This window comes from Vreelandella sp. V005, from assembly GCF_052645115.1.
In genome coordinates, this window is the sequence record NZ_JBQXYA010000005.1 from 147,698 (window position 1) to 161,331 (window position 13,634).

Genomic DNA, 13,634 nt, shown 5'->3' on the forward strand with positions numbered 1-13,634 from the left:
CATAAATGTAAATAGCAAGCAGCTAACTTTGCCCATTACGTGGGCTATGATGCTCGATTTTTTTCCAGCATTCTTTTATGCTGCGACGCACAATGCAGCTTAAATTTTTTGCATTAGGGAGTAACGAATGGTACTTGCCGATAAAGTAATCGCTGTCACTGGCGGGGCGCGTGGCTTAGGTTATGCCATGGCGTTGCGCTTGGGTAAGCAGGGAGCGCGTTTGGCCTTGCTGGACATGAGTGCGGAAGCGCTTGATCAAGCCGTATCGTCACTTTCAGCAGAGGGTGTGGAGGCTCAAGCGTTTGTGGTGAATGTTTCAGAAGAGGCTTCCGTGACCCAGGCATTTGCCGATATTGCTCAGCGAATGAGCCCCATCAGTGGGTGCGTTAATAACGCGGGTATTACTCAAGATGCACTGCTAGTTAAAGCCAAGGAGGGGCAGGTCGAAAAACGGATGTCTTTAGAGGAGTGGCAGAAAGTCATCAATGTCAATTTGACCGGTGTTTTTCTGTGTGGTCGCGAAGCTGCCACGCAGATGATTGAAGCGGGCCATGAAGGCGTGATCGTTAATATTTCAAGTATTTCTCGCGCTGGTAACATGGGTCAGAGCAACTATGCCGCTGCCAAAGCGGGTGTGCATGCGCTAACGGTTACCTGGAGTAAAGAGCTAGCCCGCTATGGAATTCGCACCGGCACCGTAGCACCAGGGTTTGTCGCCACCGAAATGACCGCTGCTATGCGGCCCGATATGTTGGAGCGTATCTCATCGAGTGTGCCGCTTAAACGGCTGGGCGAACCGGATAATATTGCCCAAAGCGTCGCGTTTATTCTTGAAAACGACTATTTCACCGGGCGCATGATCGAGTGCGATGGTGGATTGCGACTGTAGTTGTTAACTGGTGTAGTTGTTTAATGGTGTAGTTGTTAACGAGCATAGCGGAATAACTGGGTTCTCGCGTGTGGGAGAAACCAAAAGGGCGGACTGATCAGTCCGCCCAAAACGTGATTATCCTTTGATCTAAAAATAGTGGGATTAAAAATAATCGCGGCTTATTTTACGCTGAAAATACATCTCCAGACGTAGTGTCATCGCCCAGCGTGGGTCATAGCTAACATCGTGCTGGAAGTGGAGTTCTGGAATGACATCGGCAAATAAAATGCCTTTATGAATGTCACGACGATAACGCGTTTGCAGGTAGTAATTGGTTATGCGCGGGTCAGAGGCGCTTTCACCGATAGCAATCGCCGAGTAGCGCAACGCACTGCGGCGGTTGATGCGATGATTGATTTCGGCAATTTCGCTATATTCCAAGGTGTCTTCTTCTTCGCGCCACTGAACCGTCGTGATAAACCTTAAGTGACGGCGTTCGCTCAAGGGGCGACCCACATCCCATCGCGTTCGGGCTGAATAGCCTTCATTGTTAAACCATGAAACGCGGTTGTTCGATTCAAGCTGCCAAGGCCCGTCACCAAGCTGCCACAGCCGTTCGCTGGTAAAGCGTACATACGGGTCTAATGGCAGGCGCAGTCGAATACCAGCCCCTACTCGGTTACTCCAGTTCTCGCGCTTGTCACGGCTCTCTAGCCAATCCAGGCCTAACGTAGAGCTACGTCGGTCACGCTGGTCATTGGTCAGACGCCCAGAGCCTTGCTCTTCAAGCGTGCCTTGGGACTCTTCCGGGTCGCTTTCAATTACCAGGCGTAAACGCTCTTCTGAGGTAGGCAGGTCAATACGATAGCGAAGCGATGTGTCGCCGCGGGTGCCATCCCCCTCCATCCAATCTATTTCCTGACCAAACCTCAAATAGGACTCGTTTTTGGCCTGCATGTGATCGCCTGCGCCGAAAAAGCCATCAATCCGACGTGAGGTATTATCCACCCAGTTGCCCACGCTTTCACGAAAAGGTTCCACGCGGGATTCCGCCCACTCAGGTAAGTCGCTATCTTCCTCTTCGGCATAAGCATGCGTTGCTAACGTAGCCATTATTCCGAGCCAGCAGAAGGTCAGGAGTTTATGCATTGAGTGGTCTCAAATCAAAGGTGCTTGCTGTTACACATCAGCTTTGTAGTGGATCCAATTAACGTGCCTTATGGGTCTCGATCTCTTTTGCCCATTCAAGAACGCGCTTACGTTGGCCGCGGCTATTAAGACGATCTGTATCAACGCTAGCCGGAATTAGCTGGCGATTAGGTGATGCGTCTAGGTTTAGATTAAACGAGCGTGACGCGCCCGTTGGCATATCTTCGGAGCCATAAATGGCAATCACACGAATTTCCAGTTGTATGTTTTGCTCATGTAACAGGTTATCGTCAATTTCCCAGTACTCTTTAACCTGATTGACAATGTCGCCAAACGACTGAAGGTTAAGGTAGTCCCCCGAAGCAAGCGGGCCTTGATGGGTGCGATAGCTGGCTTCCTGCTGTTCGCTGCCTCGTTGTTGGTACTCAACAACGTCAAGCGAATAACTCTGTTTTTGGGTATGCAGAACCGCTACAAGGTGTTGAACATAGATCGCTTCGCTACTCATGTTGCTGATTAGGCAAATAGCGTCCACACCGGTGCCTTTGCCTCGATTGATGATGACACGAGGGCGACGTTGGCGGACATAGCCGTTGTAAAGCAGTTGGGCGTAAAAAACCCAAACGAAGAGTGTACAAATACTGGCGATTGCCGAGATGGCTTGGGCGTTGTCGTTGAGCCATTCCATTATGTGAGATCCTTCTCATAGCTAGTGGAAATTGTCATGGGCAGTCATAGTGACGCCCACTGCTCACAGTGAGCTGTTAATAGCTTTTTTTTCAGTTAATAAAATAGAGCCTAGCGGAAAATTTGAGCCAAGTCAGCCTGTTAAGACTATTTGATGCAGCAAACGCTAGGCACGAAAAAAATGGCAATGAGCCATTTAGAGTTTGAAGCGAAAGGTAAGGGCATAAGCGACTTAACGATGCTTGAATTAAGCATTTTCAAGTCTTGAAAAAGAGGGGGTGACGCCAAATAACCGAAGACTAACAAGTAATTGGTGCGGATGGGGAGACTCGAACTCCCACACCTTACGGCACTAGAACCTAAATCTAGCGTGTCTACCAATTCCACCACATCCGCTAAGACGAGGCATATATTATCAATTTTGTGATAGAAGTCAATCATGAAATCAACATTAATACCTAAAGAGGGGAAGCGGCATGGATTTAAAGCACTGGCGGCAACGTGGGAGCCATTGGCTAAAGCAAGCCATGCCTGGTTATTGTGCTTTTTGCCTTGCGCCCGCCTTGGCGGGGCAGGGGTGGTGCTTAGCCTGCCTAAAAACTTTGCCTTGGAACCGACATGCCTGCCGTCAATGTGGTGATCCCGTGACGCACGAAACACCCTTATGCGGGCATTGCTTGGTTGAGCCATCGACCTTTACGGCTACCCAAGCGGGGCTTATGTATCTAGAGCCCATCAAAGAACTCGTTCATGATTTTAAATTCCATGCCTCTCCACGAGCGGGCACACTGTTGGCTGAATTAATGCTGTTAACGCCACCCGCTGACTTAGGAGACGCACTCTTATCAGTTCCTATGCACCCCTCTCATGCACGCACGCGTGGGTTTAATCAATCGCAGTGGTTAGCCGAGAGGCTCAGTCGCCAGTTGGATGCTCCCATGGTGTCTGCCAATCGGATAAAGGACTCTCCTTCCCAGCGCACGTTGAATCGCCGCCAAAGGGCTGCCAACCTAGCGGGCGCCTTTGTTTTTGAATCAGTGCCCCCGGCGCATTTGTTAATCATTGATGATGTGGTTACCACGGGCTCGACGGGGCATGCCTTGGCGCGCGCTGCGTTGGACGCGGGCGCAGAGCGTGTAGATATTTGGGCGGCCGCGCGGACACCGCTGGGTAAGGATTGATAGAATGACGCACGATAGACGCAATAGCCTTTTCGCCAACCCAGGAGTGGCCGATGTCACATCCGTTTAGCTCTCTTTCGCCTGACTTGGTGATGTCTGCCATTGAGTCGCTTGATGTTTGGCCCGCCGGTGAACCCTTTGCGCTAAATAGCTATGAAAACCGCGTGCTACTGTTTCGCGATGATGACGCCAAGAACTGGATTGTTAAGTTTTATCGCCCTGACCGTTGGTCGGATGGGGCTATTCAGGAGGAGCATGACTTTCTACAGGAGCTTGCCAATCAGCAGGTGCCCGTCGTTGCCCCATGGCGTAATCAGGCAGGCGTGTCGCTACACACCTTTAAGGCTTATCGATTTGCGCTGTTTCCTCATTGCCCAGGCCAAGCGCCCGAGCTGGATAACCCTTCGCACTTATTTGCCATGGGAGAGGTATTGGGGCGCTTGCATAGTGTGTCGGCCAAACAAACCTTTCAGCACCGTCCGCGGTTAGAAATGGTGAGTGGCATCTTAGACGCCCAGCAGCGGGTGCTTGATAGCCAATGGATGAATCGTCATCAATGCCGTGCCTATGAGCGGGTAATTGAAAAGGTGCAACAGCACCTTAAGCAACATAACGTTCCCGACAGTAGTATGATTCGCTGTCACGGCGATTGCCATTTAGGCAATGTGCTAGGTCGTGATGAGGATTTTACGCTGGTTGATTTTGATGATTGCATTATGGCGCCTGCCATCCAGGATATTTGGATGCTACTGCCGACCGATGATCCTCAAGGCTGGCGATCCTACTTGAATGAAATTACCGAAGGGTATGAAGAAACCTGCCCATTTCCCTGTGAACAGATGACGCTAATCGAGCCGTTAAGAAGTTACCGTTTGATTGGGCACTCAGCATGGCTGGTATCACGCTGGGACGATCCTGCTTTTCCGCAGGCTTTTCCCTGGCTGGCGGATAGCGGTTATTGGGATCAGCATATCCGCCAGTTAGAGCAGCAGTGTCTTCAGTTGGATAATCCTCGCTGGTTAGCCTAAATAAGGGCTATTTAGTCAGGTACCGCTTCTTCGCGAGGGACGGGGTTAGCGATGCCTTCGCCATCCGCTTGACGCCGTTGCGCATTCAGTTCAGCAGAAGGGTTGTCGAGTTCTTCAATAGCCACGGACTCATCCAGCGTAAGAAGGAACGTTTGCCCCGGCGACAGCGTGCAAGGAGAGTTTTCGCAGGCGATACCGTATTGCCCATCTTCTGCATAGGCACTGGCACTAAATTCACCTGTGAAAATATCACTATCCGCATTGTGAGTTTCAATACAGGTGGCTTCTTGCGTGGTTACTCTAATACGCTCATCGACCAAATGGGCATTACCGACGATGACACAATACTCAGGCAGTGAATGCGAGGAACCCGCTGCTTGCCTCGGATGAAGCAAAATATCGTTGAGGCGAGCTTGGTTTGGCTCAAATGTCAGCGTTTCCACGACCTCGACGCCTACGGTGGCTTCGTTAGGTAACGAAAGTGTCGCATCTGAGGCGGAGGCAAGTAGCGGCGTAGCGAAAAAAGGCGCCGCGATGGCGGTTAACCAAAAAGGTGCTGGCTTAAATGACATAGCGAACTCTCAACGTTGGTGCCTCTGATAAAGGCAATCAATAATAACGATTTATCATAGCACAGGCCCCTAGGTTGCAAAGTCAGCGACGCGGCGCTCTGCCGCAGTTAGAGGGGTTATGGATAAGCAGATACGCTAAAATAGCAGCAAGAGTTGATATTTATTGTGCGGTTTTTGATAAAAGTATACTTTTTGTACAATGGAGAGAGGGGCGCGTTGGTAAACGCCCTTTTAATAACGATTTCTACTTTTTTATGCGCAAAGGGTTAGAGACCTGGGTGACCGTTTGGCCGCAAATGCGCATAGTTTTGACGAGGCTTAATATGTCCAATGATATCGCTGAACACTATCGCCAAATAATTGCAGCCCTTGGCGAAGACCCTAACCGTGAGGGGCTTAGGGATACGCCAAAACGTGCAGCCAAAGCGATGCAGTTTTTGAATGCAGGCTATACTCAATCGTTGGACGAGATTATTAATGGAGCGGTATTTGAATCGCAAACGGACGAAATGGTGCTGGTAAAAGATATCGAGCTCTATTCAATGTGTGAGCACCATTTGTTGCCCTTTATTGGTAAATGCCATATTGCCTACCTGCCCAATGGCAAAGTGCTGGGGTTATCAAAGTTTGCGCGCATCGTTGATATGTTTGCACGCCGTATGCAGATTCAAGAGAACTTAACGCGTGAAATTGCCGATGCCGTTCAGGAAGTGACGCAGGCGAAGGGTGTTGCAGTGGTCATTGAAGCGCGTCATCTGTGCATGATGATGCGGGGTGTGGAGAAGCAAAACTCCAGCATGACATCATCGGTTATGCTGGGTGGTTTTCGCAGCAATCAGGCCACCCGACATGAATTTTTAATGCTCATTAACTAAGTTTTTTGGTGATTATTGGCTGGTCAGGCGCCCGGTAAACTTGGTCTAAAGGGGTGTTTCGTCTTAGCATGAGGGCGTTATTGAGCCTAAAAGGCCATCATTTTGGTCAGGAGTCAGTCATGGAAGCGCTTAAAGAAACACAGCTATATTGCCCCTTTGCTTATATAGATGGCAGCTGGGTGGCGGCAGATAGCGGCGAGCAAATCACCGTATTGAACCCGGCTACCGGTAAAGCAATCGGTGATATTCCCCGCATGGGAAAAGCGGAGACCGAAAGAGCGATTGACGCAGCAGATGCAGCATTGCCGGCATGGCGCGCCCTCACCGCTCAGGAGCGAGCGGATTTGTTATTAAAATGGCATGACCTGATGATGGAGCATCAGCAGGATCTTGCCATGTTGATGACCTACGAGCAGGGTAAACCGCTCAAAGAAGCTGCTGGCGAAATTGCCTATGCAGCCAGTTTCATCCGTTGGTTTGCCGAAGAAGCACGTCGGGTTTACGGCGAAACGATCCCCGCGGCCAAAGCTAACCAGCGTATTGTGGTGACCAAGCAGCCCGTGGGCGTGGTGGGGGCGATTACTCCCTGGAACTTCCCAGCGGCGATGATTACCCGCAAAGCCGGGGCGGCATTGGCGGCTGGCTGCACAATCGTGGTTAAGCCGGCAAGCCAAACGCCGTTTTCAGCCACTGCGTTAGCCCTGTTGGCCGAGCGCGCCGGTATTCCTCGCGGTGTGTTCAATGTAGTGCCCGGCAGTGCGAGCGACATTGCTGAAGCCATGACCCAATCGCCTAAAGTGCGCAAAATTACCTTCACCGGCTCTACCGAAGTGGGTCGTAAGCTAATGGCGCAGGCGGCTGAGCATGTGCAGAAAATTTCCCTTGAGCTGGGCGGCAATGCCCCGTTTATTGTGTTCGAAGACGCTGATTTAGATGCGGCGGTGGAAGGGGCAATGGCTGCTAAGTTTCGCAACGCTGGCCAAACCTGTGTCTGCACGAACCGCTTTTTAGTGCAGTCCAGCGTTATCAATGCCTTTTGCGAAAAGCTCGCGGTTGCTATGAACAGTGAGCTGCATGTCGGCGATGGCACCAAGCCAAATATTAATATCGGCCCGCTCATCGACGAAAATGGGGTCAAGAAAGTCAGTGAACATGTGCAGGATGCCATCGATCATGGCGCTGAATTACTGCTAGGCGGCCATCCGCATCCGTTGGGCGGTAATTTCTTTACGCCAACACTGATCAGCTTTGCCACTGATAAAATGAAAGTGGCCCATGAAGAAACCTTTGGCCCGCTTGCCGCTGTCTTCCCGTTTGATGATGAAGAAACCGCGATCGAAATGGCCAACGATACCCAGTACGGCTTAGCCTCTTACTTCTATTCGCGTGATCTTTCCCGTGTATGGCGCGTTGCCGAAGCGCTGGAGTATGGCATGGTGGGCATCAATACGGGCGCTATTTCCAATGCGGCGGCACCGTTTGGGGGTGTCAAAGCGTCGGGGTTGGGCCGTGAAGGCGGCCATCAGGGGTTAGAGGAGTACTTGGAAACCAAGTATCTCTGTATAGACCTAGGGTAAATGCCTTCCCAGCCTGTTTGAAAGGCAGCAGTAACATAAAGCCGAAAGCCCCGTCAGCATGCTGATGGGGCTTTTTGGTGTGAGGGCCATTCACTCCCTCATACAGTTGCTTCTCTTAGTGGCGGAAGTGGCGCATACCGGTAAAGACCATGGCAATGCCGGCTTCGTTGGCAGCGTCGATCACTTCCTGATCGCGCATGGAGCCACCCGGTTGAATTACGGCGGTAATGCCTGCGGCGGCGGCAGCGTCGATGCCATCGCGGAACGGGAAGAAGGCGTCAGACGCCATCACTGCCCCGGGCACCGAAAGGCCTTCGTCTGCGGCTTTAATACCGGCAATTTTAGCCGAATAAACGCGGCTCATTTGGCCTGCGCCAACGCCCACGGTCTGGCCCTCTTTGGCATACACAATGGCATTAGATTTAACGAATTTGGCCACTCGCCAAGCAAAGGCTAAATCACGTAGCTCTTGTTCACTGGGCGCACGCTGGCTGACAACGGTCAAGTCGTCGCGGTTGACCATGCCGTCGTCCCGCTCTTGTACCAGCAAGCCGCCATTGACGCGTTTAAAGTCCAGGGCGGGCTGCTGCTCGCCGGGCCAGTGAGCGCTGACGTCCAGCAAGCGTACGTTTTGCTTATTCGCCACGATCGCAGCGGCTTCATCGCTGACCCCGGGGGCAATGATCACCTCGACAAACTGGCGGTCGATAATCGCCTGAGCAGTTTCGGCGTCCAAGGGGGTATTGAAAGCTATAATGCCGCCAAACGCGCTGGTAGGGTCGGTGGCAAAGGCTTTGTCGTAAGCGGCTAAGGCGCTATCGCCAATGGCGACACCGCAAGGGTTAGCATGCTTAACAATAACGCAAACCGTCTCGGTAAAGGCTTTTACGCACTCAAAGGCAGCGTCGGTATCGGCCACGTTGTTATACGAGAGCGGTTTGCCCTGAAGCATTTTAGCGGTAGCAACGCTAGGCTCGGTTGCCTGTGGGTCAACGTAAAAAGCTGCCTGCTGATGAGGGTTTTCGCCGTAACGCATGTCCTGCTTTTTATCGAGCTGCAGGTTAAAGGTGCGCGGGAAGGCCGTATCGGCCGTATTGACTTGGCGACCCAGGTAGTCGGCAATTGCGCCATCGTACCCGGCGGTGTGTTCGAACGCTTTAACTGCTAAATCAAAGCGTGTGGCACTGCTTACTTGGCCGTCTTGGGCGGACAGCTCGCCCAGCACTCGCGCGTAGTCACTGCTATTGACCACGATAGTCGTGTAGGCATGATTTTTGGCGCAGGCGCGCACCATGGTAGGGCCGCCGATATCGATATTCTCGATAGCATCTTCAAGCGTGCAATCGGGCTTGGCGACGGTGGCGGCGAAGGGGTAGAGATTGACCACTACCATGTCGATCGGCGTAATGTCGTTTTCCGCCATGACTGCATCATCCTGGCCGCGCCGTGCCAAAATACCACCATGAATTTTCGGGTGAAGCGTTTTCACCCGGCCATCCATAATTTCTGGAAAGCCGGTGTGCTCAGATACCTCTTTTACGGCAATGGCATTTTCTTGCAGCAGGCGGAATGTGCCCCCCGTCGAAAGAAGCTCAACACCATGCTCAGTCAGGCTGCGGGCGAATTCCACAATACCGGTTTTATCGGAAACGCTAAGAAGGGCGCGGCGGACGGGCGTTGCGCTGCTGTTATTCAAAGAGGGATTATCAGCCATGAGAGGGGTATCAGCCATTAGAGTGCTCGTGTGCAGAGTCGAAAATTAAAAAACAACAACGCCCCAGCGTTATGGGGCGTCAACTTCGATAAGTCCGTATTGCTTGAGTTTTTTGCGCAGCGTCCCGCGGTTCAACCCAAGCACATCAGCGGCACGGGTCTGGTTGCCATCGGTGTGCTCCAAGACACAGGCCAGTAACGGCGCCTCGACTTCGGCCATCACCATGGCGTAAAGGTCGCTGGCCTGACTGCCATCCAAATGTTCAAAGTAGCGGCGCATGGCCGTTTCAACCGCTTCACGTAGTGGCTGCGGCGGTGTATTGGCAGTTGGATCTGCTAGCGTGCCCGCTAAATGGGAGATGCTATCGCTGGAGCCTATATCACTGGCATAGCTATCGCTTGAATAAGTATCGCTAGAGAGAAGATCGCGTTCGGTCATGCAGCATGGCTTCCTTTGGCTAGCAAACGTATGGCGGCGCCAGAGGCCATCACGTTATTGATCCAATCAAATTGCGTTTCAGGTGACGCTAACGCATTGAACTGCTGCTTAAGCGTGCGCTGCTGAGGCGGCGTAAAGCGTGTGTCATCGCTCAGGTACCAGCCGACATGTTTGCGCGCAATACGGACCCCCATGGTCGTGCCATAAAACGCATGTAACGCCTCGACATGCTCATGAAGCACTTGGTGCCGCTCCATAAGGCTGGGCAATGGCATGCGCTCTCCATGCTCAAGATAGTGGTTAATCTGTTGAAAAATCCACGGGTTGCCTTGCGCACCACGGCCTACCATGACGGCATCAGCGCCGGTATAAGCGAGTACCTCGGCGGCTTTTTCTGGGCTTGTTATGTCGCCGTTTGCGATCACCGGTATCGAGAGGTGAGATTTTATCTCAGCAATCGTGTCGTACTCTGCCTGTCCAGTATAGCGCTGCTGGCGGTGACGGCCATGTACTGCGAGTGCTTGAATGCCTGCAGACTCAGCAAGTCTAGCAACGCGTAGCGCATTATTGGACTCGGCACACCAGCCAGTGCGGATTTTTAGCGTGACCGGAATGTCGACGGCGGCCACCACTGCATCGAGAATCTCGGCAACCAAGCGCTCATCGCGAAGTAACGCCGACCCGGCGGCTTTGTTACAAACTTTTTTAGCCGGGCAGCCCATATTGATATCAATAATCTGTGCGCCTAGCTCGGCATTCAAGCGTGCCGCCTGGGCGAGCATTTCGGAATCGCCCCCGGCAATTTGCACCACACGTGGGTCGGGCTCACCGCGATGATCCATACGTAGCTGCGATTTGCGCGTGTGCCATAGGCTCGGGTCTGCCGTGACCATTTCACCCACTACCCAGCCAGCACCCAGCCGCCGGCATAGCTGGCGAAAAGGCCGATCGGTGACGCCGGCCATAGGCGCGAGAATCACCCGGTTGGGTAATGCATACGTGCCAATGGTGGCAGGCGCATGGGAGACTAGTGCATTGGCTACAGTCATGGCATTAGGCTTTATGTGTGCTGGGCTGGCGGCGAGTAGGCGTTTCAGTTTCAAGGAGGAGCATGATACGCCTACTCGGTGGTAGGGTGAAGGCCGATTGCCGCTTTAACGCGGACGTAAGCCACTTAACCGCACCCATCCTTCCCGTGTTACCGGCTCATCCATAGCGATTCCTTGTGCCGCATAAGCGTCGTAAACATCCTCGGCTTGATTGGCCAAGATGCCCGATAGTGCAAGACGGCCGCCAGGGGCCACGTGGCCGGCAATCATGGGCGCCAGCTCGATGAGCGGGCCTGCGAGGATATTCGCAGTCACAATGGGGTAGTTGCCACCATCTCTTAACTGCTCAGGGTAGTAGAGCGTTAGCTCGGACGCTTCAATCCCGTTGCGCTCTGCGTTGTCGCGGCTAGCCTGCAGTGCCTGTGGATCAATGTCCGTGGCATCCGCATGAACGGCCCCCAGCTTGAGCGACGCAATGGCGAGAATGCCCGACCCGCAACCTATGTCTAAAACGGTCTGTTGCGCCAAGTGGCCAGCGACCGCCAGTTCATCCAACCACTCCAGGCACAGCGCCGTGGTGGGATGCGTACCTGTGCCAAAGGCCAGGCCGGGGTCGAGTATCAAGTTAACGGCGTCAGCCTCGGGTGGTTCATGCCAGCTAGGCACGATCCATAGACGCTGGCCCATACGCAGTGGTGTGAAGTCGTCCATCCACTCGCGCTCCCAATCACGGTCAGCCAGCAGCTCATATTCGATGGTGGGACAGGATTCGCCGGGCATCTGCTCGGACCATGCCGACTCAATGCGCGCCAGCATACTTTCAATACCCTCAAGGTCGTCGTAAAGGCCCGTCAGAATGGTGTCTTCCCAAAGAGGTGTGGTGCCTCGTTCGGGCTCAAACACCGGGTCGTCATGGGCATCCTGAAGGCCAATGGCTGTTGCGCCTTCATCAAGCAGCAGCTCTTCGAGCAGCTCAGCTTGTTCGGGGGCAACATGGGCTTTGAGTTGAAGCCAGGGCATTGAGAGTCTCCGCAAGGCGAATTAAAACGGCAGCGGGGTGGACATAGCCACCCCGCTGAGCTTTATCTGCCGCACCGTCAAGGAAGGTGCGCTGTAAAGAATGGTGCGCTGGAAAGGGTGAGACGCAGTACTAGCTGCTGAGCTTCTTTTCCAGATAATGAATGTTCACACCGCCTTGACGGAAGTAGCTGTCGCGAACCAAATCTTTTTGCAGATCGATATTGGTTTTAATGCCTTCCACCAGCAGCTCATCCAAGGCGTTGCGCATCCGTGTCAGAGCTATTTCACGGTCTGCGCCCCAAGTGATTAGCTTACCAATCAATGAATCATAGTGCGGCGGCACGGTGTAGCCGGTATACAGATGGGAGTCCATACGAACGCCCAAACCACCCGGTGCGTGAAATAGCGTTACCTTGCCAGGAGATGGCATAAAGGTGCGCGAGTCTTCGGCGTTAATGCGGCACTCAAAGGCATGGCCATTGAGCTTTATATCTTCTTGGCGAATCGACAACGGCAAACCCGAAGCAATGCGCAGCTGCTCCTTGACGATATCCACGCCGGTGACCATTTCGGTGACCGGGTGCTCGACCTGAACGCGAGTATTCATTTCAATGAAGAAGTATTCGCCGTCTTCGTACAAGAACTCAAAGGTGCCTGCGCCCCTGTAGTTAATCTTAATGCAGGCTTGGCGGCATGCTTCAAGCACCTGGGCGCGGGCTTCTGGGTCAAGGCCTGGCGCCGGGGCTTCTTCAAGCACTTTCTGGTGACGACGCTGCAGCGAGCAATCGCGGTCATAAAGATGGATCGCGTTACCCTGGCCATCGGCCAGTACTTGAACTTCCACGTGGCGCGGCTTTTCTAGGAATTTTTCCATGTAGACCGTGCCGTCACCAAAGGCGGCGTGTGCTTCGGTGCGGGTAACTGTAATCGCCGAAAGCAGATGACCTTCCGTGTGCACCACGCGCATGCCGCGACCACCGCCGCCAGACGCTGCCTTAATGATGACTGGGTAGCCAATGCGATGTGCCGTGGCTAAATTCGTCGCATCATCATCGCCTAGGGGGCCGTCTGAGCCTGGCACCGTGGGAACGCCGGCTTCCTTCATCGACTGAATCGCACTGACTTTATCGCCCATCAGGCGAATCGTTTCAGCGCGAGGGCCAATAAAGGTAAAGCCAGAGCGTTCAACCTGTTCGGCAAAGTTGGCGTTTTCAGACAAAAAGCCGTAACCAGGGTGAATAGCGGTAGAGTCAGTGACTTCCGCGGCGCTAATAAGGGCCGGAATGTTCAAGTAAGACTGCGCTGACGATGCCGGTCCAATGCAAACGGCTTCATCTGCCAAGCGAACATGCATCAGTTCACGATCAGCTTTGGAGTGTACCGCTACGGTTTTAATGCCCAGTTCTTTACAGGCCCGTAAGATACGGAGGGCAATCTCGCCGCGGTTGGCGATAAGTACCTTGTCCAGCATGG

Annotated in this window: 13 protein-coding genes and 1 tRNA gene; 5 read left to right on the forward strand and 9 right to left on the reverse strand. The window is 53.1% G+C overall.

Annotation, left to right across the window (positions count from 1 at the left end):
• Positions 1-127: 127 nt before the first annotated feature.
• The gene (locus tag ACUN8H_RS13270; RefSeq protein WP_445532551.1) at positions 128-889 is read left to right on the forward strand and encodes an SDR family oxidoreductase; all 762 of its coding nucleotides are present in this window, start codon (positions 128-130) and stop codon (positions 887-889) included.
• A gap of 144 nt (positions 890-1,033) precedes the next feature.
• Here ACUN8H_RS13270 and ACUN8H_RS13275 read toward each other — a convergent pair whose 3' ends face one another.
• The 3 genes from ACUN8H_RS13275 to ACUN8H_RS13285 all read right to left on the reverse strand — a co-directional run bounded on the left by ACUN8H_RS13275 (position 1,034) and on the right by ACUN8H_RS13285 (position 3,103).
• A complete protein-coding gene (locus ACUN8H_RS13275; RefSeq protein ID WP_445532552.1) occupies positions 1,034-1,984 on the reverse strand; it encodes a hypothetical protein in 951 nt (316 codons plus the stop codon).
• A 94-nt stretch (positions 1,985-2,078) separates the two neighbouring features.
• Positions 2,079-2,708 (reverse strand): hypothetical protein, encoded by a 630-nt coding sequence (locus tag ACUN8H_RS13280; RefSeq protein ID WP_445532553.1) that lies wholly within the window; start codon positions 2,706-2,708, stop codon positions 2,079-2,081.
• Between the two features lie 310 nt (positions 2,709-3,018).
• Positions 3,019-3,103 (reverse strand) — tRNA-Leu (locus ACUN8H_RS13285).
• A gap of 131 nt (positions 3,104-3,234) precedes the next feature.
• Here ACUN8H_RS13285 and ACUN8H_RS13290 point away from each other — a divergent pair.
• Both ACUN8H_RS13290 and ACUN8H_RS13295 read left to right on the forward strand, forming a co-directional pair.
• Entirely contained in the window at positions 3,235-3,888 is a 654-nt protein-coding gene (locus ACUN8H_RS13290) for a ComF family protein (RefSeq protein WP_445532624.1), read from the forward strand.
• 53 nt (positions 3,889-3,941) lie between these two features.
• Complete coding sequence (locus tag ACUN8H_RS13295) at positions 3,942-4,916, forward strand: serine/threonine protein kinase (protein WP_445532554.1); 975 nt, start codon at positions 3,942-3,944, stop codon at positions 4,914-4,916.
• 11 nt (positions 4,917-4,927) lie between these two features.
• Here ACUN8H_RS13295 and ACUN8H_RS13300 read toward each other — a convergent pair whose 3' ends face one another.
• Positions 4,928-5,488 (reverse strand): hypothetical protein, encoded by a 561-nt coding sequence (locus ACUN8H_RS13300; protein ID WP_445532555.1) that lies wholly within the window; start codon positions 5,486-5,488, stop codon positions 4,928-4,930.
• Positions 5,489-5,811: 323 nt separating this feature from the next.
• Here ACUN8H_RS13300 and folE point away from each other — a divergent pair, with 323 nt between their 5' ends.
• Both folE and ACUN8H_RS13310 read left to right on the forward strand, forming a co-directional pair.
• Entirely contained in the window at positions 5,812-6,363 is a 552-nt protein-coding gene (folE, locus tag ACUN8H_RS13305; protein ID WP_445532625.1) for a GTP cyclohydrolase I FolE, read from the forward strand.
• 119 nt (positions 6,364-6,482) lie between these two features.
• Positions 6,483-7,940, forward strand: coding sequence for an NAD-dependent succinate-semialdehyde dehydrogenase (locus tag ACUN8H_RS13310; RefSeq protein WP_445532556.1), 1,458 nt, complete (start codon positions 6,483-6,485; stop codon positions 7,938-7,940).
• A 115-nt stretch (positions 7,941-8,055) separates the two neighbouring features.
• Here the strand turns inward: ACUN8H_RS13310 and purH are convergent, their stop codons facing one another.
• From purH to accC, 5 genes are all read right to left on the reverse strand, one after another.
• Positions 8,056-9,672, reverse strand: a complete 1,617-nt coding sequence (gene purH, locus ACUN8H_RS13315; protein ID WP_445532557.1) for a bifunctional phosphoribosylaminoimidazolecarboxamide formyltransferase/IMP cyclohydrolase — start codon at positions 9,670-9,672, stop codon at positions 8,056-8,058.
• A gap of 51 nt (positions 9,673-9,723) precedes the next feature.
• Positions 9,724-10,092, reverse strand: coding sequence for a DNA-binding transcriptional regulator Fis (fis, locus tag ACUN8H_RS13320; RefSeq protein WP_445532558.1), 369 nt, complete (start codon positions 10,090-10,092; stop codon positions 9,724-9,726).
• Positions 10,089-11,141, reverse strand: coding sequence for a tRNA dihydrouridine synthase DusB (gene dusB, locus ACUN8H_RS13325; protein ID WP_445532559.1), 1,053 nt, complete (start codon positions 11,139-11,141; stop codon positions 10,089-10,091). The genes fis and dusB overlap by 4 nt, the downstream gene beginning before the upstream one ends.
• A 105-nt stretch (positions 11,142-11,246) precedes the next feature.
• Positions 11,247-12,161: a 50S ribosomal protein L11 methyltransferase gene (prmA, locus tag ACUN8H_RS13330; RefSeq protein WP_445532560.1), complete on the reverse strand. Its 915-nt coding sequence runs from the start codon at positions 12,159-12,161 to the stop codon at positions 11,247-11,249.
• A 130-nt stretch (positions 12,162-12,291) separates the two neighbouring features.
• Positions 12,292-13,632, reverse strand: a complete 1,341-nt coding sequence (gene accC, locus ACUN8H_RS13335; protein WP_445532561.1) for an acetyl-CoA carboxylase biotin carboxylase subunit — start codon at positions 13,630-13,632, stop codon at positions 12,292-12,294.
• Positions 13,633-13,634: the final 2 nt, after the last annotated feature.

Coding starts and splice junctions, on each gene's coding strand:
- ACUN8H_RS13270 (WP_445532551.1), top strand. CDS start 128: ATGGTACTTGCCGATAAAGTAATCGCTGTCACTGGCGGGGCGCGTGGC.
- ACUN8H_RS13275 (WP_445532552.1), bottom strand. CDS start 1,984: ATGGCTACGTTAGCAACGCATGCTTATGCCGAAGAGGAAGATAGCGAC.
- ACUN8H_RS13280 (WP_445532553.1), bottom strand. CDS start 2,708: ATGGAATGGCTCAACGACAACGCCCAAGCCATCTCGGCAATCGCCAGT.
- ACUN8H_RS13290 (WP_445532624.1), top strand. CDS start 3,235: ATGCCTGGTTATTGTGCTTTTTGCCTTGCGCCCGCCTTGGCGGGGCAG.
- ACUN8H_RS13295 (WP_445532554.1), top strand. CDS start 3,942: ATGTCACATCCGTTTAGCTCTCTTTCGCCTGACTTGGTGATGTCTGCC.
- ACUN8H_RS13300 (WP_445532555.1), bottom strand. CDS start 5,488: ATGTCATTTAAGCCAGCACCTTTTTGGTTAACCGCCATCGCGGCGCCT.
- folE (WP_445532625.1), top strand. CDS start 5,812: ATGTCCAATGATATCGCTGAACACTATCGCCAAATAATTGCAGCCCTT.
- ACUN8H_RS13310 (WP_445532556.1), top strand. CDS start 6,483: ATGGAAGCGCTTAAAGAAACACAGCTATATTGCCCCTTTGCTTATATA.
- purH (WP_445532557.1), bottom strand. CDS start 9,672: ATGGCTGATACCCCTCTCATGGCTGATAATCCCTCTTTGAATAACAGC.
- fis (WP_445532558.1), bottom strand. CDS start 10,092: ATGACCGAACGCGATCTTCTCTCTAGCGATACTTATTCAAGCGATAGC.
- dusB (WP_445532559.1), bottom strand. CDS start 11,141: ATGACTGTAGCCAATGCACTAGTCTCCCATGCGCCTGCCACCATTGGC.
- prmA (WP_445532560.1), bottom strand. CDS start 12,161: ATGCCCTGGCTTCAACTCAAAGCCCATGTTGCCCCCGAACAAGCTGAG.
- accC (WP_445532561.1), bottom strand. CDS start 13,632: ATGCTGGACAAGGTACTTATCGCCAACCGCGGCGAGATTGCCCTCCGT.